At 69.3% G+C, this 22,237-nt stretch carries 21 protein-coding genes; 8 read left to right on the forward strand and 13 right to left on the reverse strand.

What is annotated here, in order from left to right; all coding sequences use genetic code 11:
* Nucleotide 1: 1 nt before the first annotated feature.
* The 3 genes from B0F77_RS34950 to B0F77_RS34960 form a co-directional block, all read right to left on the reverse strand.
* Entirely contained in the window at nt 2–424 is a 423-nt protein-coding gene (locus tag B0F77_RS34950) for a roadblock/LC7 domain-containing protein (RefSeq protein ID WP_030468876.1), read from the reverse strand.
* The gene (locus B0F77_RS34955) at nt 421–3,195 is read right to left on the reverse strand and encodes a nitrate- and nitrite sensing domain-containing protein (RefSeq protein ID WP_245849042.1); all 2,775 of its coding nucleotides are present in this window, start codon (nt 3,193–3,195) and stop codon (nt 421–423) included. The genes B0F77_RS34950 and B0F77_RS34955 overlap by 4 nt, the downstream gene beginning before the upstream one ends.
* Nucleotides 3,196–3,416: 221 nt before the next feature.
* Nucleotides 3,417–4,433: an ABC transporter substrate-binding protein gene (locus B0F77_RS34960; RefSeq protein ID WP_086667308.1), complete on the reverse strand. Its 1,017-nt coding sequence runs from the start codon at nt 4,431–4,433 to the stop codon at nt 3,417–3,419.
* A 174-nt stretch (nt 4,434–4,607) separates the two neighbouring features.
* Between B0F77_RS34960 and B0F77_RS34965 the strand changes: the two genes are divergently transcribed.
* Together B0F77_RS34965 and B0F77_RS34970 are read left to right on the forward strand one after the other, a co-directional pair.
* Nucleotides 4,608–5,777: a 4-hydroxybenzoate 3-monooxygenase gene (locus B0F77_RS34965; protein ID WP_086667309.1), complete on the forward strand. Its 1,170-nt coding sequence runs from the start codon at nt 4,608–4,610 to the stop codon at nt 5,775–5,777.
* 175 nt (nt 5,778–5,952) lie between these two features.
* Entirely contained in the window at nt 5,953–6,867 is a 915-nt protein-coding gene (locus B0F77_RS34970) for an IniB N-terminal domain-containing protein (protein WP_086667310.1), read from the forward strand.
* A gap of 209 nt (nt 6,868–7,076) precedes the next feature.
* On the opposite strand, the gene B0F77_RS34975 is transcribed toward B0F77_RS34970, so the two are convergent.
* The 3 genes from B0F77_RS34975 to B0F77_RS34985 are packed head-to-tail and all read right to left on the reverse strand — an operon-like array spanning nt 7,077 to nt 10,116.
* Nucleotides 7,077–8,405 carry an ABC transporter permease gene (locus tag B0F77_RS34975; protein ID WP_169731023.1) on the reverse strand — a complete coding sequence of 443 codons (1,329 nt, stop codon included), beginning with the start codon at nt 8,403–8,405 and terminating at the stop codon, nt 7,077–7,079.
* Entirely contained in the window at nt 8,405–9,118 is a 714-nt protein-coding gene (locus B0F77_RS34980; RefSeq protein WP_086667312.1) for an ABC transporter ATP-binding protein, read from the reverse strand. Before B0F77_RS34980 ends, B0F77_RS34975 begins: the two co-directional genes overlap by 1 nt.
* Nucleotides 9,118–10,116: an efflux RND transporter periplasmic adaptor subunit gene (locus tag B0F77_RS34985; RefSeq protein ID WP_086667313.1), complete on the reverse strand. Its 999-nt coding sequence runs from the start codon at nt 10,114–10,116 to the stop codon at nt 9,118–9,120. The genes B0F77_RS34980 and B0F77_RS34985 overlap by 1 nt, the downstream gene beginning before the upstream one ends.
* A gap of 139 nt (nt 10,117–10,255) precedes the next feature.
* Between B0F77_RS34985 and B0F77_RS34990 the strand changes: the two genes are divergently transcribed.
* Nucleotides 10,256–11,059: an SDR family NAD(P)-dependent oxidoreductase gene (locus B0F77_RS34990; protein ID WP_086667314.1), complete on the forward strand. Its 804-nt coding sequence runs from the start codon at nt 10,256–10,258 to the stop codon at nt 11,057–11,059.
* Nucleotides 11,056–11,532: a DUF1360 domain-containing protein gene (locus tag B0F77_RS34995; protein WP_086667315.1), complete on the forward strand. Its 477-nt coding sequence runs from the start codon at nt 11,056–11,058 to the stop codon at nt 11,530–11,532. Before B0F77_RS34990 ends, B0F77_RS34995 begins: the two co-directional genes overlap by 4 nt.
* A gap of 8 nt (nt 11,533–11,540) precedes the next feature.
* Here B0F77_RS34995 and B0F77_RS35000 read toward each other — a convergent pair whose 3' ends face one another.
* On the reverse strand, nt 11,541–12,122 hold the full coding sequence (locus B0F77_RS35000; protein WP_143467052.1) for a hypothetical protein: 582 nt from the start codon (nt 12,120–12,122) through the stop codon (nt 11,541–11,543).
* A 73-nt stretch (nt 12,123–12,195) separates the two neighbouring features.
* Between B0F77_RS35000 and B0F77_RS35005 the strand changes: the two genes are divergently transcribed.
* Both B0F77_RS35005 and B0F77_RS35010 read left to right on the forward strand, forming a co-directional pair.
* A complete protein-coding gene (locus B0F77_RS35005; protein WP_425435764.1) occupies nt 12,196–12,861 on the forward strand; it encodes a HemK2/MTQ2 family protein methyltransferase in 666 nt (221 codons plus the stop codon).
* The gene (locus tag B0F77_RS35010) at nt 12,836–13,072 is read left to right on the forward strand and encodes a CDGSH iron-sulfur domain-containing protein (RefSeq protein WP_086667317.1); all 237 of its coding nucleotides are present in this window, start codon (nt 12,836–12,838) and stop codon (nt 13,070–13,072) included. Before B0F77_RS35005 ends, B0F77_RS35010 begins: the two co-directional genes overlap by 26 nt.
* Here the strand turns inward: B0F77_RS35010 and B0F77_RS35015 are convergent.
* From B0F77_RS35015 to B0F77_RS35025, 3 genes are read right to left on the reverse strand one after another with little or no spacing between them, the layout of a single operon-like run.
* Nucleotides 12,994–13,983, reverse strand: a complete 990-nt coding sequence (locus tag B0F77_RS35015; protein WP_245849044.1) for an iron-containing redox enzyme family protein — start codon at nt 13,981–13,983, stop codon at nt 12,994–12,996. The genes B0F77_RS35010 and B0F77_RS35015 overlap by 79 nt on opposite strands.
* 7 nt (nt 13,984–13,990) lie before the next feature.
* Complete coding sequence (locus tag B0F77_RS35020; RefSeq protein WP_086667319.1) at nt 13,991–14,962, reverse strand: carboxylate-amine ligase; 972 nt, start codon at nt 14,960–14,962, stop codon at nt 13,991–13,993.
* 4 nt (nt 14,963–14,966) lie between these two features.
* Nucleotides 14,967–15,398, reverse strand: a complete 432-nt coding sequence (locus B0F77_RS35025) for a DUF4383 domain-containing protein (RefSeq protein ID WP_086667320.1) — start codon at nt 15,396–15,398, stop codon at nt 14,967–14,969.
* A gap of 106 nt (nt 15,399–15,504) precedes the next feature.
* On the opposite strand from B0F77_RS35025, the gene B0F77_RS35030 reads away from it, so the two are divergent.
* Entirely contained in the window at nt 15,505–15,903 is a 399-nt protein-coding gene (locus B0F77_RS35030; RefSeq protein WP_211294200.1) for a hypothetical protein, read from the forward strand.
* On the opposite strand, the gene B0F77_RS35035 is transcribed toward B0F77_RS35030, so the two are convergent.
* The 3 genes from B0F77_RS35035 to B0F77_RS35045 all read right to left on the reverse strand — a co-directional run bounded on the left by B0F77_RS35035 (nt 15,852) and on the right by B0F77_RS35045 (nt 21,624).
* Nucleotides 15,852–18,725, reverse strand: a complete 2,874-nt coding sequence (locus B0F77_RS35035) for a helix-turn-helix transcriptional regulator (RefSeq protein ID WP_086667322.1) — start codon at nt 18,723–18,725, stop codon at nt 15,852–15,854. The two genes, B0F77_RS35030 and B0F77_RS35035, sit on opposite strands and share 52 nt — an antisense overlap.
* Nucleotides 18,726–18,799: 74 nt before the next feature.
* Entirely contained in the window at nt 18,800–18,985 is a 186-nt protein-coding gene (locus B0F77_RS35040; RefSeq protein WP_086667323.1) for a hypothetical protein, read from the reverse strand.
* Nucleotides 18,982–21,624, reverse strand: a complete 2,643-nt coding sequence (locus B0F77_RS35045; RefSeq protein WP_158102904.1) for a type 2 lanthipeptide synthetase LanM family protein — start codon at nt 21,622–21,624, stop codon at nt 18,982–18,984. Before B0F77_RS35045 ends, B0F77_RS35040 begins: the two co-directional genes overlap by 4 nt.
* Nucleotides 21,625–21,763: 139 nt before the next feature.
* On the opposite strand from B0F77_RS35045, the gene B0F77_RS35050 reads away from it, so the two are divergent.
* Nucleotides 21,764–22,237 (forward strand): helix-turn-helix domain-containing protein (locus B0F77_RS35050; RefSeq protein WP_143467053.1); only part of this gene is annotated, 474 nt, incomplete at its 3' end.

Below are 22,237 nucleotides of genomic sequence, written 5' to 3' on the forward strand. Positions count from 1 at the left end.
CTCAGGCTCTCATGGAAACGTGCAGCTGAGCACGGATCTCCGGCGTGAGCTGGAGACCGACCCGCTCCACCAGCCGGGTCATCGCGTAACCGATGAGCCCGATGTCGCAGTTGGGTGCGGCGAGCACGGCCAAACACGACCCGTCGCTGATGGACATCAGGAAAAGGTAGCCCCGTTCCATCTCGACGACAGTCTGCTTCACCTCACCCGCTTCGAAACAGCGCGCCGCGCCGAGGTTCAGCGAAACCAGGCCGGAAGACACGGCGGCGAGCTGCTCCGCGCGGTCGTGCGGCAGGCGGTCCGACGATGCGAGCAGCAGTCCGTCGGCCGAGACGACGATCGCGTGCGCGACACCGGCGACCCTGCTGACGAAGTCCTCGACCAGCCAGCTGAAGTTGTCCAGTTCCTCAGTCGCGGTGGTCACTGGTGTTCCCTTTCTGCGATCACGGGGATGCCTCCGACCGCCGAGTCGAAGAGCGACTCACGGCCCATCTGGACACCCTTCTGGTACGTGGCGAACCGCTGGCGCAACCGGTCGGCTGACCGGCCGGGGATGGCAGCGGCGGTCGCCAGCTGGGGTGCCGGTGACGACGGCTTCGGCAGCGAGCCGGGCACCAGGCGCGCCTTCGGGACGCGCTTGGGCAGGCCGTTCTCCGTCGTCTGCGCGGGTGCGCCCTTGTCCAGCGCGCCTGCTGCGCGCCAGCCCTCGTCCGCCGTCCCCCAGTCGGACTCGGCGAAGTCGGCGACCGCGCGGGGCACCGCCGTTGGTGCCTCGATCTTCACGGTGTCCGCGGAACGCTGACGCTTCGGCAGGCCGTTCACCGTCGCGGGTTCCGCGTCTTCTTCCTCGGTGCGGTCCGGCTGCGGTGCCGGAGTGTCCGTTGTGGAGCGTGCGGCTGGTACATCGGCCGCGGGGGTCTGGAACCACCGCGACAGCGCGTCGTGGGAGATCTCCAGCTCGTCGTCGGAGATCGCGGGGAAGATCTCGGTGGCCGGTTCGGCCGGGCGCTCGATCGGCGGCTCGTAGGAGTAACCGTCCTCTCCGGACTCCTCGCTCGCCTCGATCCGAGCGGTGAACAGTCCGTCCGCGGACGTCTGCTCGATCCGGTGCCGGCCGGAGTTCTCCTCGGCGTTGGCCTGGGACGGCACGACGACCGGGTGCTCCGGCGTCCACTTCGGCACACCGGCGAGGCCTTCGACCCCGGTCGACTCGGCCGCGGAGGGAACCGGGGCGGCCGGCAGGGGCAGCGCGGGCGCCGCTCCCTTGTGCAGCAACGTGATCGGCAGGATCACCTGCGCGGTGACACCGCCCTCGATGTCGTCGTTGTTCGCCAGCGTCACCCGGATCTCGTGGCGCTTCGCGAGCTGGCCGACCACGTACAGGCCCATCTCGCGGGCGACGGAGACGTCGACCTCCGGCGGTTCGGCGAGCTTCGCGTTGGACTCGACGATGTCGTCCTCCTGCATGCCGACACCGCGGTCGTGGATGCGGATCGCGACCTCGCCCTTGCGGGTTTCGATCGTGCGCACGGTGACCTTGGTGGTCGGCTTGGAGAACGCCGTCGCGTTGTCGAGCAGCTCGGCGATGAGGTGCGCGAGGTCGTTGACCACGCGGCCCTGCACCATCAGGTCCGGCGTCGGCGCGATCTGGACGCGTGCGTACTTCTCCACCTCGGACACCGCGGCGCCGAGCACCTCGGCGATCGCGACCGGGCGGGTGACGCGGCGGTTGACCGTCGTGCCGGAGAGCACCAGCAGGTTCTCGCTGTTGCGGCGCATCTGCGTGGCGAGGTGGTCGAGCTCGAACAGCGACGCGAGGTGGTCGGGGTCCTGCTCGTCCTGCTCCAGCCGGTCGATCACGCTGATCTGGCGTTCCACCAACGCCTGCGAGCGCCGCGACAGGTTGATGAACATGTCGTTGACGTTCGCGCGCAGGGCCACCTGCTCGACGGCGAGGCGGACGGCTTCGCGTTGCACGAGGTCGAACGCCCGCGCGACCTGGCCGACCTCTTCGGTGGTGTTGAGCGGCACCGGAACGATCGCCTCTTCCGCGGCGCGTTCCGGGTCGCGGTGCGAACGGATCCGGCGAATGGCGTCGGGCAGCTGGTTGCGGGCCACGTCGAGGGCGCTGCGGCGCAGGATGCGCAGCGGCCGCAGCATCGACTGCGCGACCATCGCCATGAGACCGAACGCGATCAGCAGCGAGATGGCGACCAGCGCGGCGTCGCGCCAGGCGTCCGAGCGGGCCTGCCCGGCGAGCCGGGTGGTCGTCGCGTTGGCCTGGTTCTCCAGTTCGATCGCGACCTCGCGAACCAGGTTCGCGGTGTCCTCACCGATCTTGAGGACCTCGGCGTCCGTGATGGACACCGGCTTGCGCTCACCGTCCTGCGCGAGCGCGAGCTTCACCAGCCGGTTGCGGCCGTCCACGGACGCACCGGACACGACGTCCTGGAACTTCTGCCGGTTCGCCGGCGAGGCCACGTCGTTGAACTCGGTGAACGCGGCGTCCAGCCGGGACTGCGCGGCCCGCAGCTCGTCCGCGGCACCGGGCGCGAAGCTCTTGCGCAGCGCGGTGGACGTGAGGATCGAGTTCTGCTGGCCGAGCTGTTCCTGCGCGAGGTAGAGCGCCTGCGCGGCGGTGGCCAGCGGCACGATCGCGGGCTCGCTCAGGCTGGAGATCGCGGCGCGGTGCACCTGGCTCAGCGAAGCGATGATCTGGTTGTACGCACCGACGACGGCGATGTCGGGGTACTTGGTGCTCAGCAGGGTGACGCGCAGGGCCGCGAGTCCGTCGAGCGACTGCAGCGACTTGGTGAACGCCTCGTTGAGGGGCGCGCTCAAGGCCGTGGTCGTCGAGCCCGCTTCCCGGTACCTGACGAGTTCGTTGTCCGTGAGGCCGGTGCGGGCGGCGTGCTCGGGGCACGCGTTCTGCCTGCCGGCGGCCACACACTGCACTGCCCAGTCGCGCTCGACCTGGAGCGCGCTCTCCACCTTCGCGGCCTGATGGCTCACCGCAAGCTCGCGCTGGACGGTGCCGAAGAGCTCGACGTCGTCGAGCTGGGTGTTCAGACGCAGGCCCGCGAGAGTCGCGGTACTCAACGCCGGAACCAACAACACCACCGCGAGCTTGCTCCGCAGCCGCCAGTTGCGTAGGCGGAACCGGTCGATGCCTCGCTGGTCCTCACGACCGCGCACCGTCAACACTCCCCGCCCCGTTTAATAGCTGCAAACCTGGTGGATCTTGGAGTAAAACACGCTGTTCTCATACCGCCGTTCGGACGACAAAACAGCTGGTTTTGGAATCAACGACTTTGACCGGGGCGGCTAAACGGCCCCCAAGCGATAATTCATACGGACGAAACGATGTGCGCGGGCGACCGCGATCACGGCGTGATCACAGCCACCCGCGCTGTTCGTCAACTGCCGGAAGGCTGGATGAGCATCGGCTTGACGTCGAGCTCCTTGTCCAGCAGCCCGTATCGCTGCATCAGCTGCACGACCCGCTGCAGCCGCGTCTGGTCGAGCGTGGTCGGGAAGGCGCCGAAGTGGACAAGACCTGCGGTTTCCTTGTCGACCTTGGCGTACTCGACGAGCAGCGGCTCGACCGTGGGGCGGTCGGCGGCGTCGGCCTGACCCTTGGCGATCGCGCGCTGGAAGGCAGCCACCGTCTTGGGGTTGTTCTTGGCGAAGTCGCCGCTGGTCGCGTAGCCCGCGATCGGGATGTTGTCGGTCGGGCCGGAGGCCGCGTCCAGCACCTTGATCTGCCCGGCGACGCGCTGTGCGCGGGTGATGAACGGCTCGACCATGAAGGCCGCGTCAACGGTCTTGTTCGCGACCGCCGCCTGCATGTCCGGGAACGGCATCTCCTTGAACTTGACCGAGCCGACGTCCACGTTCGCGGCTTCGAGCGTCGCCTTCGCGGTCAGCTCCGCGATGTTCTTGAACGTGTTGATCGCGATGGTCTTGCCCGCGAGGTCAGCCGGCCCCTTGATGGCCGAGTCACCGGCCGCCAAGATCAGGAACATGTCGGGTTTTGCCTGGTAGCCGTCGGCGATGAGCTTGATGCCGTCGACCGCCTTGGCCGCGTCCTTCGACTGGGCGGCGAAGAACGAGACCCAGTTGCCGAACGTGAAGTCCAGCTCCTTGTTGATCAGGCCGGGGATCGCCTGAGCACCACCCTGGATGGTCTTGAGCTCGACCTCGAGACCCTCCTTCTCGAAGTACTTCTTCTTGATCGCCACGTGGACGGACGCCACGTCGAGGATCGGCAGGACCCCCAGGGTGATCTTGGCCTTCTCGACCTGGCCGTTGCCGTTGGCGTCGGCGGGGGCCGGGGTCTCTTTGCCGCCGAGCAGGCCACAACTCGCCACGGTGGCGAGCAGCGTGGCAAGGGCGATGCCACGGACGGCGATGCGGCGGACTCTTCGAGTCATCGGGAGCACTCTCCTGTCGGAGCGGTGTCGTCGTTGCGGGGAGATCGCGACGGTCAACCACTCAGAGTAATGATGCTGCTCCAAAAGACCCCAGTTGACCGACACGAGCAGGTTCCAGTCCACTACCTGCGGTGAGCATCTAAGCACAGCAGGTCTAGGGCTAGGAGAACCCAGTTGAAGAGCGCTGTAGCCATTGTCGGCGCCGGGCCCGCCGGTCTGACCTTGGCAAACCTGATCCAGCAGTCAGGTATCGACTGCGTCGTCCTGGAAAAAGCTAGTCGCACCCAGGTGGAAACCCGGCCACGCGCGGGAGTCCTGGAACATCGCTCTGTAACCATGCTGGAGTCACTCGGACTGGCAGATCGTTTGCTGATGGAAGCAGACCGTCACGGAACGTGTGAATTCCGCGTGAACGGCCAGGCGTTCCAGGTGGCGTACAGCGACCTGTATGGCGACCGCCAGCACTACGTCTACCCCCAGCAGGAAGTCGTCAAGGACCTCATCGGGTCATTCCTGGACGCCGGAGGTGACATCCGATTCTCGGTCAGCGACGTGGAGTTGCGGGATCTGACGTCTTCTACGCCGTCCGTGGCCTTCACCAGCGCAGACGGGGTACGCGAGACCGTCAGGCCCGACTTCGTCGCGGGATGTGACGGGTTTCACGGAGTATGCCGTCCGAGCATTCCTGAAGGAGTGCTCACGGAATTCACACATCACCACGGAATCGAGTGGCTCGCCATTCTTGCGGAGGCCCCTCCGTCGACTAAAGCCATCATTTACGCGCTGCACGAGGACGGTTTCGCGGGACACATGCTGCGGTCCCCGACCATTTCTCGCTTCTATCTCCAGGTACCGGTCGGAACCAAAGCGTCAGATTGGTCGGACGAACAGGTCTGGGAAGCACTCCACAAGCGGTTCGCACTGCAGGGCTCCCCGTGGTCGCTGACCGAGGGGAAGATCATCGAAAAGCGCGTCCTGGACATGCGCAGCCACGTGGTGGAGCCCATGTCGCACGGCCGGCTGTATCTGCTGGGTGACGCAGCCCACATCATCACTCCGGTCGGCGCCAAGGGCATGAACCTCGCGATGAACGACGCCGCAACGTTCGGACGTGCGCTGACGGAGTTCTACGCGACCGGATCCGAGACCGGTCTCAAGACCTACTCGGAGGACTGCCTGCGTCGTGTGTGGCGCGCCCAGGAGTTCTCCCAGTGGATGGTGAACATGATCCACACCGATGTGAGCTCGCCGTTCTTCGGACGGTTGGCCCAGGCGAGGCTGGAGCACCTGGCCGAGTCGCCGGCCTACCGGGCAACGTTCGCGGAGAACTACGTCGGCCCATGAGGGCTCACATCTCCCCCTGTGGGGTGAGTCCCCCGTCTCCCCTAACGAGTGAACCGAACCCCCTAGGGATCTCATTTCGTCACAATCTGGGGCCAACTCCCGATGCTGGGGGATGTCGTTCATCCATACGGTTCAACACGACATCCCCCGATCCACTCTCAGGAGCTTGAGTTCCATGCAGCAGCAGCAGACCGAGACCCCCACCGTGCAGACCAGCCCCACCACGGCGCAGGCGGGCCCCGCCACCGTCGAGACCGGCGGCACCACGGTGCAGGCCGCTGAGCCGGCCACCCTGCACGACTTCACCCTCGGCCTGCTGACCGACCTGGACGCCCGTGAGGCGTTCCAGCAGGACCCGCTGGGCTGCCTCGAAGCCGCGGGTCTCAGCGACATCACCGCCGCCGACGTGCAGGACATCCTGCCGCTGGTCCTCGACGCCGCCTCCGTCCCGAACGTCGACGTGCTCGACAGCGTCCTCGGCGGCAACGAGCTGCCCGCCGTCGACAGCCTCCTGCAGATCGCGGGCAACGCCGAGGGTGTCACCGGCCTGGCCGGCGTGGGCGACGTGGCCGGCATCGCCGCCCCCTCCGCGCTCACCGCCCTGGTCTCCGACTTCTCCGGCCTCGGCGACGTGTCGGGCACCCTCGACGCCACGGTCTCGCAGGCCACCGGCCTCGTCCCGAACGTCGCGAACGTCGCGGACCTCTCGAACGTCTCGGACCTGTCGAACGTCACGGACCTCGCCTCCGACAACGCGCTCGTCGGCAAGGTCACCGACATCGCGGGCGTCGACGGTCTGCACGGTCTCGGCAGCGTGCACGACGTCTCCGACGTGCTCGTCAAGGACATCAACACCGACGTGCTGGTCAAGGACGTCGCCGACGTGGCCGGCGTCGCGCACCTGGACGTCTCGGACGTCGCGGACGTGTCCCACGTGGGCGACGTGACCCACAACGTCGTGCAGAACGTCGCGCAGGTCGGCGACGTGCACCACGACCTCGGTCAGGTCATCGGTGACGTCAAGGTCGCCGACATCGACCTGCTCGACGGTGGCATCGGCAACCACAACAACTTCGACATCCACCTCTGAGTCGTCACCGAGTAGTACAGCGTCGCGGCTTGGTTCTGGCGCTTGCCCCGTGGATGAAGGGTCCCTTCATCGACCTGAGGTGGATGAAGGGACCCTTCATCCACAACCGGGAGCACAACTAAGCCGCGACAACCAACTAGTCACCCGAATACGAAGCCCCGGCCCGCATCCAGCGGTCCGGGGCTTCGCCGGCAACGGGCCTCGCCTCTCTAGGCCCGCATGACTGTGGCGATCGGGATCCGCGCCGCGCGGATGGCCGGGATGAGCCCGCCCAGCACACCGGCGACCAGACCCGCGATCACACCGGCGACCCCCGCCTCCCACGGGAAGGCGGTGCCCTGCAACGACGGGAAGCGGTGGCCGAACATCATCAGCGCGACCTGCAGGCCCGCCGCGCCCGCGCCGATCGCCAGCGCGGCGGTCAGCAGGCCGGTCAGCAGCGTCTCGGCGAGCACGATGCCGGCCAGCAGCAGGCGGGACATTCCCACCGCGCGGCGCAGGGCGAACTCCTCCACGCGCTCGCCGACCGTGGCGAGACCGACGTTCAGGATGCCCGCGACGCCGATCAGCAGCACCAGGAACGCCATGCCGAGGAAGATCAGCCGCAGGATCTTCAGCTCGGACTCCATGCGCTCCTTGGAGTTCACCGCCTGAAAGTGCAGATTCTGCTGGTCGATCCCGGCACCGATGAGCTTGGCCCTGAGCAGCTGCTGCAGGTCGTCGGATCCCGGCTGGAGGTAGATCTCCAGACCGGTACCGCCGCCGTTGAACCTGTTGGCCTCGCTGGTCTCGGCGGCGGCCGGCATCCACGTGCGCAGCTCGTCGAGGCGCAGGTAGATCCGCGGCTGCATGTAGCCGTCCTGCACGACGCCGGCGATCTGCGGCGTCACGTGGTGGGTGGCGCCGTCGATCATCATCTCGCCCGGGATGCGGTACTGCTTGAGCCCCTTGGCGGCTTCCTCGTTCAGCACGATCCGCGGCGCGAGCGACGGGGCCGAGGTGAAGTCGAGCCAGCTGCCGGAGACCGGGCGGAACGGCTTGAACGGCCGGATGTCGCCGGTCAGTGCGACCATGCTGACCTCGATCGCCTGGCCGTCCGGCTTCTTCTCCGGCTGCTTCTGCTCGTGGCACACGCCGGTGGAGTCGCAGATCATCGAGGGGCCGCCGTAGCTGCCGCCCTGGTTCGCGTACTCGAACGGCATGCCGCCCTCGTTGATCGGCCGCACGCCCGGCTCGCCGATGATCGCCTTCGAGCTGATCATCGCGACCGCGTCGGGGCGGCCCTTCAGCGTGGTCTCGACGATCCCCGGCGCGCCCTTCTCGCCGGGGATGTAGCCCATGATCGTGCCGTCCTTGCCGGCCTGGAGCTCGACGTCGGTGAGCATCGCGCGTTCGGCGATCTCCGAACCCGCCTGCACCGCGACGACCGCGAGCACGCCGAGGAACAGCGAGACCATCGACAGGAACGTGCGCAGTTTTCGGGCACGGATGCCCTGTCCGCCGATGACCAGGGCGGACCGGAACTTGCCGGAAAGCATCAGTTGAACCGCCCGTCGCGCAGCTCCAGCACGCGGCCCATCTTGCGCGCGTGGTCGTGGTCGTGCGTGACCAGCACGAGGCCGCAGCCCCGCCTGGTCGTCTCGAGCAGCACCTCGACGACGAGGTTGCCGGTCTCGGTGTCGAGCGCGCCGGTCGGTTCGTCGGCGAGGATGATGCGCGGCTGCCGGACGAGCGCGCGGGCGATCGCCACGCGCTGCTGTTCACCGCCGGAAAGCCTGCTGGGCTTGGACTTCGCGAGGTGCGCGATGCCGACCTGCTCCAGCGCCTCCATCACCTGCTGCCTGCGCTTGCGGCGGGCCGACCAGCCCTGGCCGTTCACCAGCGCCATCGCCACGTTCTGGGCCGCGGTGAGGTGCTTGAGCAGGAAGAAGCGCTGGAACACGAACCCGAACTCCGCGCTGCGCAACGCCGCGGCCCTGCGCTCCGGCAGCTTCGTGATGTCGTTGCCGTGCAGGAAGTACTGGCCCTCGTCGGCGCGGTCGAAGAGCCCGATCAGCGACAGCAGCGTGGACTTGCCGGAACCGGAGCGGCCGAGGATCGCCACGCTCTGTCCTGGTTGGACGGTGAAGTCCACGCCGGACAGGATGGTGCGCGGTTCCCCTTGTCCCTTCAGGACTTTGGTGATGCCGTTGAGCTGGAGCAGCGGAGGCTGAACCTGCGGGGCCTGAACCTGAGGCTGGGGCGCGGTCATCACGGTCCCGTCGGCTTCTGCTGGTCGCCGCCCTGCTGCTGGCCTTCCGGCAGGTTCGGGCCGGGCACCGCGAGCTCCTCGTCACCGGTGAGACCGGACTTGATCTCGATGACCTTGCCGTCGGTGAGTCCGAGCGTCACGTCCGTCGTGCGGCGCGAGCCGTCCGGCTGGATGACGTCGACCTTGCCCTTGCCCTGCTGACCGGCCACGGCCTCGACCGGAACCACCAGCGCCTGCGGCGACTTGCCCGTGGTGACCTCGATCGACGCCGCGGCGCCGTTGATCATCTTCACGTCGGCGGGCGCGGTGCACACGATGCGCAGGCCGGTCGACGCGCTGGGCTGCTGCTGCGGCTGGTCCGGCTGCTTGGGCTGTTCGGGCTGCTTCGGCTGGTCCTTGGACGCGTCCTTGTTGTCCGGCGTCTGCTGGGGCTTCTCCGGGATGGTGGCCTGCGGCAACGCGGCGATCGTGCCGAGCACGGTGCACGGGAAGGGGCCGGGCCCGTTCTTGATCTGCGCCGTCACGTCCGTGAGCGCGCCGCTGATCTTGTACGCCTGCTGGCCGTCGATGTCGCCGACGAGCGCGTAACCCACGTGCTTGGCCGACGCGAGCGGCATGCCCGCGGTCACCGTCGCCTTGTCGTCCACGATCCGGCCGCCGAACGTGGCACCGGCCGGGATGTCGACGTAGTTCGGCGTCCCGTCCTTCCACACGGTCGCGACCCGGATGGGCTTGGTGGGCGTGCCGTTGGGCGTTGGGACGTCGAAGTACCGCACCTGGCCGTCGACCGGCGCGACGAGCCCGAACGTCGGGTTCATCTCGACCTTGCCGGAGATGCTGAGCTTGGTGGTCAGGTCCTGCTTGGTCGGCTTGACCTTGGTCATCGCGGTGCCGCGCGGTGCCAGTTCCGGATTGGCCTGATCCGGACCTGACGGACTGCACGCCGCCACGGTGACCGTGACCAGCGCGCACAGCGGCGCGAGAAGAATTTTGCGCACGAATGTCCCCCATGTCGTTTCGACCAACCTACCGATAAGGACACCGCATCGGCCTGGGAGGTTGCATCGGACTTTCGGCCGATGTCGCATCGACCTGGTGGCCACGGGTATCCGGGTGTCGACCGGAAGGAGAAGACCTGTGAATGCGCTTGCCGTGGTAACCGGCGCTTCGAGTGGAATAGGTTACGAACTCGCGAAAGTGCTCGCGGACAACGGCTTCGACCTCGTCGTCGTGGCCGAGGACGAAAGGATTGACGAGACGGCCGCACAGCTGAGGCTGCGCAGCGGTGGCGTGCACGTGGAACCGGTGCGCGTCGACCTGACCGGCTATGACGGCGTCGAGTCGCTCGTCTCCCGGGTGCGCACGATGGGACGTCCTGTCGACGTGCTCGCCGTGAACGCGGGCGTCGGCGTCGGCGGTGACTTCGTGCGCGACACGTCGGTGGACGACAACCTGGAGATCGTGGACCTGAACGTGCGCTCGGCCGTGCACCTCTCGCACCGGTTGCTCACCGACATGGTGGACCGCAAGGAGGGCAAGGTGCTCTTCACGTCGTCGGTCGCGGCGACCGCGCCGGGGCCGTTCCACTCGGTCTACGCGGCCTCGAAGGCGTTCCTGGCGTCGTTCGCGCAGGGGATCAGGGAGGAGTTGCGCGACACGGGCGTCACCGTGACCACGTTGATGCCGGGGCCGACCGACACCGAGTTCTTCGACCGCGCCGGCATGCAGGACACCAAGGTCGCCACGGGGGACAAGGACGACCCCGCACAGGTGGCGCGGCAGGGCTTCGAGGCGTTGATGAAGGGCGACGACCACGTCGTCGCGGGATCGCTCAGGAACAAGGTCCAGGCCATCGCCGGCAAGGTCGCACCGGACCCGGTGAAGGCGAAGATGATGCGGACCATGACGGAGCCCGGTTCGGCCGGAGGAACCGACGAGTGAAGCGGATCTGGAAGTCGTACGGGGAGGGTCGGCCGCTGCCCGGCTACCTCCTCGCCATCGGCAGTTACACGGCTCTGGCCGGCGCCGTCGCGGCAACCGGGCGCCTCACCGGCGTCCGGCTGCCCGAACGGTTCTCGCTCGGCGACACCGCGCTCGTCGGCGTGGCGACGCACAAGGCGAGCCGGTTGCTCACCAAAGAGGCGGTGACCAGCCCGCTGCGGGCTCCGTTCACCCGCTACGAAGAACCGGCCGGGCACGCGGAGCTCACGGAGTCGCCCCGCTCGGACCATCCGGCACGGCACGCGATCGGTGAGCTCCTCACGTGCCCGTTCTGCGCGGGTGTGTGGATCGCGAGTGGGCTCACCGCGGGCATGGTGTTCGCGCCGCGGCTCACCCGCCTGGTGTCGACGGCGCTCGCCGCGGTCGCGGCGTCGGACACGCTGAACCTGGTGTACGACAAGCTGAAGTCATGACTCTGAAGTCATGAGTCCGGGCGGCCGCGCCGGCTCCCCTCGTAGGCCTGTTCGCGCAGGAGGGCGAGCCAGTGCGGCGCCATTTCCATGCCGGGCAGCCGGTTCAGCACCGGGTCGAACGCCACCGGGTCGGTCGTCCGGTGCTCAGGACACAGCGTCACGGAGGCGACCTCGCGCCAGTCGGCGTCCTCGCCCGAGGCGTGGATCGTGAACCGCGCCGGCGGCTCGCCCTCGTCCGGGACGGCCATGAACCACAGCAGTTCGCCCCGGTACCGGTACGGCGCCAGCGTGCCGAGGCGGGCATCACGCCAGTGGCGCACGAACTTCGGCAGCAACCGCGTCCGCGCGCCCGTGCCGGTGCTGGACAGCAGCAGGTCCCAGTCACCCGACTCGGTGGGCACCCGCAGTGCGATGCCGAGCACGTCCGGCTTCCCGCGTCCGGTTCCGGCTCCTTTGGACAGCCGGACGGTCACCGCGGCTGACTCCGGGAACGGGGCCGTGCCGATCAGTTCGCCGGTCATCTGCACGCCGCGCGGATGCAGCGCCCTGGCGTGCCGCGCCTGGGCGAGCAGCCTGAACACAGTGGTCAACACCCCTGGCGTGTACCCGTTGAAACCGGGTGAAAACGCGGTGTTTCACGGCGTTCGGCCGGGGGATTCTCCGATGGTGAGGCTGCTCAGAGCACCAGGCGTGTACACGCCGCAGGACGACACCGCGCTTCTCGTCGAGGCGCTGCACGCGGCGGCGATCGCGCCGGGTGCGCGGGTGCTGGACATCGGCACCGGCACGGGAGCCCTGGCCATCGCGGCGATTCGCGCCGGCGCGGCCGAGGTGACAGGTGTGGACGTTTCCCGGCGTGCGGTGTGGACCGCACGGGTCAACGCGGCCCTGCGCCGGTTGCCGCTGCGGGTGCGGCTCGGCAACGCGCTGGAGGTCGTGGCGGACGAGAGCTTCGACCTCGTGCTCGCCAATCCGCCGTACGTGCCCGCCGCCAACCCCTGTGCCGCCCGCGGGCCAGCACGGGCGTGGGACGCCGGCCATGACGGACGGCAGCTGCTGGACCCGTTGTGCGCCAGGATGTTCGACCTGCTGATCCCGGGCGGTGTGCTGCTGATGGTCCACTCGGCACTGTGCGGAGTGGACGCCACGCTGCGCCAGTTGCGGGACAACGGCCTGAAGGCCTCGGTCGTGCAGCGCCGCTGGGTCCCGTTCGGGCCGGTGATGAACGGCAGGATCGGTTTCCTGGAGCGGCACGGCCTCATCGAGCCGGGCCAGCGACTCGAGGAACTGGTGGTGATCCGCGGTGACCGGCCGGAACGCCCGCAGTGAGCGCCGGGTCACCGTGGTCCCCAACGGACCGGTGCTCGTCGAGGGACCCGTCGAGCTCGTCACCGAGGACGGCGTGACGCACACCAGCGACCGGTTCGTGGTCGCGGTGTGCGCCTGCCGCCGCAGCAAGCGTTATCCGTTCTGCGACACCAGCCACCGCAGGCGCGTCCGCAGCGACGACTCGCCGGCCGCCCACGACGACAGCAGGTGATCGGCGAGCCTGGCTTCGAGCAGTTCCGTGGCCTGGATGCCGAACGTCACGTCCGCGCGGAGTTCCGGCTCCCGCTCCAGCAGTGCACCGATGACGTCCGTGCGCATGATCTGCTCGTGCACGGCGTCGGCTTCGATGTGCTCGGTGAAGAACTCGACGCACCGCGGATCGGCGTCGAGGCGTTGCAGTGCCTGGGACATGCGGTGCGCGCTCGGCGCGGTGGTGATCTCCGCGGCGGCGAAGTGACCGACCAGCGCTCCACGCAACGACCGGTGCAGCCCGAACAACGACATCATGTTGACGATCGCGATGGCCGGTGCGGGCACGTCGTCCAGGTAGTGCAGGTAGTCCGGGCACATCCCGGCGCCTTCGAGCAGATCGGCGTAGAGCCGGGAGTGCATCCGGTCGGCCCGGCCACCACCGAACTCGTCGAACTCCACCGCGACCAGCGCCGCCTTGGCCCGGCCGCGCAGCCGTGGGATGACCCACGCGTGCGGGTCCGCTTCCTTGTGGTGGTACACCGACCTGTGCGCGAAGTACTCGCGCATCTCGTCCCAGGTCCCGTTGTCCCTCAGGTGGTGCGACACACCGTTGCCGGGGACGTGCTCGACCAGCAGGCCGCCCAGTGCCGCGTCCAGGTCGTCGCCGCCGTCCACATCGGACCGCAGCGCGGCGAGGAACACGATCTCGGCCTGGGCGCGGAGCTTGAGCAGTTCCGGATCCCATTCCCACGCCTCGTGCACGCCGTCGAACCCGCCGTAATGCAGCTCGTACAACGTGTGCAGCGCGATGGCGAGGTCCTCGCCGTACGGGTCGGCGTCGGTGAACGGGATCGACCGGCCGTCCGGCTCTCCGCTCAGAGTGCCGATGACGGTCTCGGACAACGGACCGCGCGGCGAGGGAAGCTTCATGGAGGTCTCATACCCGCTGGTCGAGGAGGTCATGCACGAGGTCGAGCTCGCCGCGTGCCGCCAACGCCGGCGTCACGTGCTCCAGCAGCGCTTCGAGCAACGCCGTCGCGGGCACCCGGCACTCCCGCCACGGGTCGACCGCGGCACCGTCCAGACCGTACCTGGAAGCCGTCCAGACAGCCGCTGCGCACACGTCGTCCCGCACCGGGGGTGGTTCATCACCAAGACACGCCGTGTGCACGAGAGCGCGCGACAGGGCGGCCTGCAGCACGGCGTCGTCGACGGTCGCCGCCGCGTCGGCCACCCGGAACTCCACGGTCGGCAGTTTCGGCGACAGGCGAGCGAGCCAGAACGACTGCGCACGGTCGACCAACGTGCCGCACGCGACCATTCGCGCGACGCAGGCGTCGTACTCGGCGGCGCCGGTGAACTCAGGCGGCACCCCGGAACCGGGGAACCGCGACTGCTGCACCATCCGCCAGCTCGCATAGCCGTTGTCGGGCGAGTTCGCCGACAACGCGAGCAGCGTGGGCAGCCACGGCCGCACGTGGTTCAGCACGCGGACACCGGTTTCGCGGTCCGGCACACCCACGTGGACGTGACAACCGCAGGCCTCGTAATGCTCGACCACGCCCGCATAGGTGTCGAGAACGCGGCGGAAACGCGGATCGTCGTGCGACACGATCGGTTGCAGCGACGGTTTCATCGGCGTGCCACGGGAAATCAGCCCGACACCGAGTTCTCCTGCCACTTTCTCGAGAGCGGTGCGGGCTTGCCGGAGTGCGTCACCGAGATCGGCGACCGAGGTGCACGGACCGGTCGCGGCCTCCACCTGCGTGCCCGCGAGCTCCGCGTGGAACTTCGTCAGCACGGTGTCCTGAACGGCCGCCAGCACGGCGTCCGCACGCACCGCGGTGCGCCCGGACGCCGTGTCGACGAGCAGGAACTCTTCTTCCACGCCAACGGTGTCAGCGCCCATGCTGTCAGCGCACCGCGGTACGCCGGCCAAGCGCGACTCCCAGTCCGATCATGCCGATGCCGAGGACGAAGTGCAGCCAGTCGTCCGCGCTGTTGAGCGGTACGAAGTTGGCGTCGCTCATCTTGTCGATCACCAGTCCGTACAGCCACAGCACGAGATACACCGCGCCGCCGCCGATCAGGAACGCCCGCGCGCCGCCCGCGGTGCGCGCGGCCAGGAAGCCGGCGACGCCGAAGAGCAGGTGCACGATGTTGTGCAGGATCGACACCATGAAGATCCCGAGCAGCATCGCTCCGGACTCGTGACCCGCGAAGGTCATCTGGTCGTAGTTCGCGGTGATCCCTGGAATGAAGCCGAGCACGCCGACCAGCGCGAACACCGCGCCTACGACGAGCGCGGCCTGCTGGACGGGAGTGCGCGTTCTGACGTCGACCATGAGTGGTCACCTCGCTCTGTGATGGACCCGTTCTGGAATGGGCACAGTCGGTGATCGGCTACCCGGCGTTGGTAGGCACAAACGCGGGTGGGGTATTCGGCCTGGCATGGACGAACAGACGATCGACGCGCTCGGCAAGCTCAGCAAGGCGCTGGAGACCGTGGAGCAGGCGCGAGGCCACCTGTACGCGTTCCACCAGCTCACCGGAACCGCCGATTTCCTGCTCGACGACGCCATCTCCGCCCTGCGTGGGGCAGGCCACCACGAGCACGCGGGCCGGGTGCAGCGCGAACTGGTCGGCCGCAACGTGCTGCCGGGGAAGTGGACGTTCGAGATCGTGGAGCAGTACGACGACACCTACTACGAAGTGTTCCGCGACGTGGAGCGCTCCGCCCGCAACGACCTGGGCGGCGGCCGGCGGCACGAGTACGAGGCACGCCTCAAGCGCGAGCGTCAGCGGCTCAGCGCCGCCGCGTACGCCGAAAGGGACTCGCGGTCGGGCTGACCGGTCTTCGCGATCAGCGACGCCACGTGCTTCTCCACCGTCCGCGGTGAGATGTGCAGCCGCGTGCCGATGGCCTTGTTGCCCATGCGGTCCGCGAGCAGCACGAACACCTCGAACTCGCGCACCGTCACGCCGTGCCCCCGCAACTGCCGCGGTACCTGCTCGGTGCCGGTGCGGCGTTGCTGCACCGGCGCACCGGCCTGCCGCAGCAGCCCCCGGCACGCCGAGGCCACCGCGGGGATCGACGCCTGGTGGAAGTACTCCTCCGCGGACCGCAGCCAGGCCACCGGATCGCCCCACTCCGGGGCCTCCTGGGCGATCAGCCGCAGGCCCAGGTGGCGGGCCATCGGGTACAACGCCGCGGCCTCCTGGGCGCGCTGGAACGCTTCCACCGCCTCGCCGCACCTGCCGTCCCGGCCGAGCAGCACGGCGTGCGCGAGTTCGGCGAACTGCCGGTTCCACCGCATGCGGGCGGCACTCGCGTCCGTCAGCGCACGGTAGTCCGACCAGCCGAACCGGCCGTCGAGCACGCCGAGCAGCACGCGCATGCCGCGCGTGCCGGACAGGTGGAACGTCGTGGGGTTCTGCGACTCCAGCACGAGCGCGCGGTCGAACTCCCGCTTCGCCAGCTCGTGGTTCTCCTCGAGCAGGGCGCAGAACGCGCGCGCGAGTCCGATGCAGAGCGGGTACTCCTGGGCGCCTGTCTTGCCGACGGCCTCGAACTTCGCGACGGCGTCGTCGGTTCCGGCGCGGTCGGCGCGGTGCGCGGCCAGCACCGCCTTCGCCATCAACAGATAACGGGTCAGGGCGGGGAACCGCAGCCGTGCGGTGACCTCCAGGCACCTGTCGATCTCCTCCGCCGCCCCTGCGTAGTCGCCGACGAGCACGGACTGCAGCGCCAGGATGGCGTCCACGTTGTGCGCCACCGTGATCGCGCCCGCGCGGAACGCCTCCACGTGCGAGCGGCTGAGGGCCTCGGTGCTGCCGTGTTCGAGCCAGTCGTTGCCCGCCCGCCGCACCAGCGCGGTGGCGTGCTGGATCGGCATCTGGTGCGCGTCCGCGAGTGCGAGCGCCTTCCCGAAGCACGCGTTGGCCTCGGCCAGGTCCTGCTCGCGCGCGATGATCCCGAGCAGTTGCCACGCCTCGCACGCCACCGCCGGCAGCTGTGCCCGTCCGGCGGCGTGAGCGGCCTGCCTGGCCAGCGCCGCCGCCGAGGAGATCCGGTCCGCGCTCGGGATGTGCAGCGTGAGGTAGGCCGAGTTCACGTCCAGCTGCGCGGTCAGCTCGTCGGGCGCGTCCGGGCCGAGCAGCGCGCGGGCGATGCGCACCTGTTCCACGCCTTCGGTGAACCACCCGGCGGTGTGGGCGACGCGGGCGAGTCGCGTGTGGAGCTTCGCGCGGCGCGGGCCGTCCAGGCCGGGCAGGGTGATGTCCAGGGCGAACGCGCGGTCGAAGTCGCCCTGTACGGCGAGCGCGGGCAGCAGGGCGTCCAGCACGTCGGCGCGGGCGGTGACCTCGTTGTCCAGCAAGCGTTGCGCGCGGTCGAGCAACGTGACGGCCGACTCCGCCGCGCCGCCGGCCAACGCGCGCCTGCCCGCCTCGGCGAACAGGAGACCGGCCTGCGTGGCCGACCCGGCGTCGAGCCGCAGTTTCGCGACGAGCGGGCACCAGTCGCCGGGCAGGCCGGGGTGCAGGCCCTCGATCGCGTCGGCGGCGCGCCCCGACAGGTCCGTGCGTTCGGCCGGGGACAGTTGCGCCAGCAACGCGTCCGCGGTCAGGGGATGCCGGAACGCGTACCAGTCCGGAGCGGGCTCGTCGGGTGTCACGAGCTGCGCGGCGACCCCGGCGTGCAGGTGGCTCAGCAGCCCCCGGTCGTCGGTGCCGCTCACCCGCTGCACCACGGAGAGCGGGAACCGGTGGCCCAGCACGGCCGCGATGGACAGCACCTCGCGTCCCTGCGGCCCCAGCCGGTCCGTGCGGTGCGCGACGCTGCGCACGAACGCCGCCGGCACCGGCAGCTTGAGCTCGCCGAGCACCTGCCAGCCGTGGGCACCGGCGACCAGCAGCCCGCCGCTCACCATGCCGTGCAGCAGTTCCTCGATGACGAACGGGTTTCCGGCGCTGTCCGTCCACAAGCGATCGATGAGTTCGGCCGGCACCTGTTCGCTCTCCAGGCAGGCGGCGGTCATCTGGGCGACCTGGTCCTGCGTCAGCCTGCGCAGTTCCATCAGGCCGCCGGAACCGCGCTGCACCATCCGGTGGACCAGCTCCAGCGCGTTGCCCGGCTCGGTGCGGATCGTGGCGAGCAGCAGAACCGGTTGCTCCTCCAGGTTGTCCGCGAGGTACTCGATGACCGCGAGCGTCTCGGCGTCGGCCTCGTGCAGGTCTTCGAGGACGAGCAGGCACGGAGACTTCCTGGCGACGGTCGCGAGGAGCCTGAGCACGGCCTCCGCGAGCACGACGACGGACTCCGTCGTGGACCGGTGGTCGTGCCACTCCGGGATCAGCCTGCCCAGTACGGGTTTGTACGGACCGAGCGCGGAGTCGTCCGGCGGTTCACCGCGGAACAGGCCCAGGAGAGCTTCCGCGATTGGACGAAACGGCACCATCGGGCCGATGGTCGTGCCGCGTCCTTTCAGCACCCGCATGCCCTGTTCGAACGCCTGGCCCGCGGCGTAGCGCGCCAGCCGGGACTTGCCGATGCCGGCCTCGCCGGTGAGGAAGACCGCGCCGCCACGGGATTTCCGCGCCTGCCCGAGCGCCCCCGTGATGGCCGCGACCTCTCGATCGCGGCCGACCACGTGGGGCGCTCGGGTCTGCATGGCTGGACCCTAGCGGCCGGAACACTTGTTCCGTATCGGCTGCCAGGCGTATTCGTGGTGAAAGCGTCTGGGTGCTACCTGGCGCTGACGCTCGTGTCCGACAGCGTGGGCGTGATCGACGCGAACGCGCCCATGGCCAGCGTGAAGCCGACCATCGCACGGGCCCGCGCACCCGCGAAGGTCTTCGGGGTGAGCTCCATCTCGCCGATCGCGTCCTCGACCGGGTCGGTCGTGGCGGGTCGGGGCAGGGACTCGTTCATCGGGTGCTCTCCTCGGTTGTGTGCCGAAATGATGGTGACGATGGTTCGAGCAGCAGGACGGACGGCACCGGGAACCCTTGGCGCAACAGGCCGTGGCCGATGCCGGCGAGGCCCGTGAGCAGCCCGGGCGACGGTACGCCACCTGGGGTGGCGCACCGGGCGCCGTGTTCGTCCAGTGCTCCCAGCAAGAGCGCCGTGCGGCGGGTCGCGGCGCTCGGGTGGTGCGCGGCCAGAGCTTCGACGACGCCCAGTTCACCGTGGCAGAGACTCATGTCCCGCAACGGTTCCCTGGCCGCCAGCAGACCGGCGAGGCGGGCGTCGTCCCTGGCCAGGGCAGCGCCCGCGAGGCCGCCGCACCAACCGGAGTCGGTCGGGTCGATGGCATCGCCTTCGAGGAACGCTCTCCCTGCCACATCCGACAACTCGGCCACATCAGTTGACTCGTTCGAAACCGTTGCCGCGTAACGCCGCAGAGCCCATCCGATTCCCGCATGGCCACGGGCGAAGCCATTCACATCACAAATGGCGCCACGTAGAACGGTCGCGTAGTGGTCCGCGAGCGCGAGCGAGTCGGGCGTTCCGACGGCGAGCATCGCGGCGAGAGAGCCCGCGACGCCGTCCACGACGCTCATCGACGAATCTTCCAGCGGCATCAGTGACACGGCGGTGGACAGCAGGCCCGGATCAAGGCCGAGCAACGGGGTCATCCGCGCCAGCCCGTGACAGATGCCGCCCAGCCCGTGCAGTCCGCCGCCCGCCGCCGTGACCAGTTCCGGCGTCGTGGCGAACAGTTCCAGCAGCGCCGGCAGCGGCCGCATGGCGTCAACGGCGAACTCGACGTATCGGGCCGCACCGGTCAGCGCACCCAGTTCGGCCAGGAAGAGGGCGACACCTGTGTAGCCGTTGGACAAACCAGCGCCAAGCGGTTGCACCGCCCAATGCCGGTCGTCTACCAGTTCGAGCCCGAGCCAGTTCGCCCGGTTCTCGCCGATGACCGCGTGCGCCAGGATCTGGTCCGCGATCCCGCAGGCCGCGACCAGCAGCCGTGCCGGATCGGGGTCGACCGCGGCGACGTGACCGGGCAACGGCGCGCCGGAGCGGTGCGAGACCGGGCGCGGCCGCGACGCCAGCGCCGCCGTGATCACCCACTGCTGGTCGTGCCGGTCGACCTCGCTCATCGCGGCGATCTTGCGTTCCACGGCCGGCAGCCCGGGTTCCGGCAGCATCCCCGGCAGCCGGAGCCCGGACCCGGTCCACAGATCGCGCGAACCCGGCCGGCAGGTGAACAGCGGCACGTCACCCCGCCACAGGTCAGCGACCTCGAACGGCACCAGCCGGTCGAGCAGCGGATCATCGACCACCAGGACACCGAACGCCAGATCGCGGTCGAGCGCATCGGCCAAAACTGACGGATGCGTGGACTCGTCGAGCAATCTTGCGTATTGACGCGTGGCGCGCGCCACGAACCGCACCTCGTCGTTCTCGCAGGCCTTGACGAGCCGCAGCAGTTCGTCCCGATGGGCCACGATCGCGTCGTAGCCCGCGCGGAACCCCGCGAGCAGCGAGTCCTGGTAGTCGGCGGGCTCGGCGGGAGCGTTGTGCAGCAACGGCCGGTTTTCCGCGCCGTACGACTCGCGAGGCCGTCTGACGAGCCGCATCCGGTCCGTTCCCGCGTCGGCCCAGTCGACGAGGTCCACCGGCGACAGCACGCCGAGGTCACCGCCGACGCCACCCACGTCCATGACCCCGTTGTCGCCCAGCAACATGTGGGGGAGCAGCGCCGTGCGGTACACCGAACGGGCCAGCGCCAGCGCCGCCGGATCGTCCGACGTGGCCGGCGTCGGGTGGAACAGCGTCTCGACGTCCACGAGCACCGGCTGATCGCCGCACGCGATCAGGTTCTCGTAGTGCATGTCCGTGCCGTCGACCGCGTAGAGCAGGGCCAGCAACGCGCCCAGGCGGCGGTAGAACTCGGCGACCCCGGCCACGTCCGCGCACGGCTGGTGCCTGATGTGTTCGAGCCACCCGTACCCGTCGCGCGCCAGCAGCCGCGGCGACCGGAACTCGATTCCAGTTCGCGTGGAAAGCCAGTCGAGCTGCGCGACGAACCGCACGTGGAGCTCCACCGGCCGGGGCCGGTAGACCAGCCGGGCGTGGTTCTCGAAGGTGAGGATCGCGACCGTCCGCCCCTGCTGGTGCGGATCGCCCTGCCCCGTCTCGATCGAGATGAGCGCGCCGGGATCCCTGTGGTCGAAGATCTTGTCGACGATCTCCGCGCGGTCCCTGGTGAACCGCGACGACAGCTCGTGGTGCACCGAAACGGCCTGCTCACAGGCCTGTGCGAGCAACCGCGCCAGCACCGGGTACCGGCCGAAGAACGCGGACAGGTCGAGCGTCCGCGTGAAGTCGTCGAACCGCTCCTCGCCGGTGGTTCCGTGGAGGGTTCCACGCGCCTTGTGCAGCTCCAGCACCAGCGCCCGAGCCGCGATGTCGACCAGCCTCCTGCCGAGCTGCTCGGCGAACGGCGCGTCGAACGGCGGCACGACCTCGGCCCGTGCGGCGTCGATCAACGGACGCAACGCGCGCGCGAACGCCGCTGTCCAGCTCTCGCCGGTGCTGGTCTCGGCCGCTGAGGTCACCCGGAGAACCTCGCACGCGCGAGTGGGCGGCACATAGGGCGTCGTCCCCCATATTCGCGCGGACGCGAATATGGGGGACCGCCCCCCATGTTTCGCCGCTCCCACGGCCTGAGACTCGAGGTCCGAGGAGGGAACGGGCATGAGGGAGTTCGGCGAACTACTGCGCACGCACCGCATCCACGCGGGCCTCACCCAGCAACAGCTGGCTGACTTCGCGATGGTGAGCGTGCGGGCGATCCGCGACCTGGAGTGCGGCCGCACCAGATCCCCGCGCGCCGAGACGGTGCGCCTGCTCGCGGACGGCCTGCGGCTGGACGAGGGCAACCGCGCGACCCTGCAACAGGCGGGAGGCAGACCGGCGGGCCCGGTGCCGGTGGCGCCACCAGCACCGAGCGCGGTGGTCCTGGGCCGGGAGATGGAGGTCGCCGCGCTGACGGACCTGCTGGCGGCGGACGGGGCGGGCGCTGTCGGGCCCGCGTCGGTCGCAGGGCGGGGGTCGGCGGCGGGGCGGGCAGCGGCTGCGGGCGGCGCGTACGTCGCGGGGCACGCGGTGGGGGACGGGGCGGGCGCGGGACGCGGGGCCGACGCGGTCAGTGCCGCTGGTCTGGTTGAG

The sequence above is a fragment of the Lentzea kentuckyensis genome (genome assembly GCF_002150765.1).
GTDB lineage: Bacteria > Actinomycetota > Actinomycetes > Mycobacteriales > Pseudonocardiaceae > Lentzea > Lentzea kentuckyensis.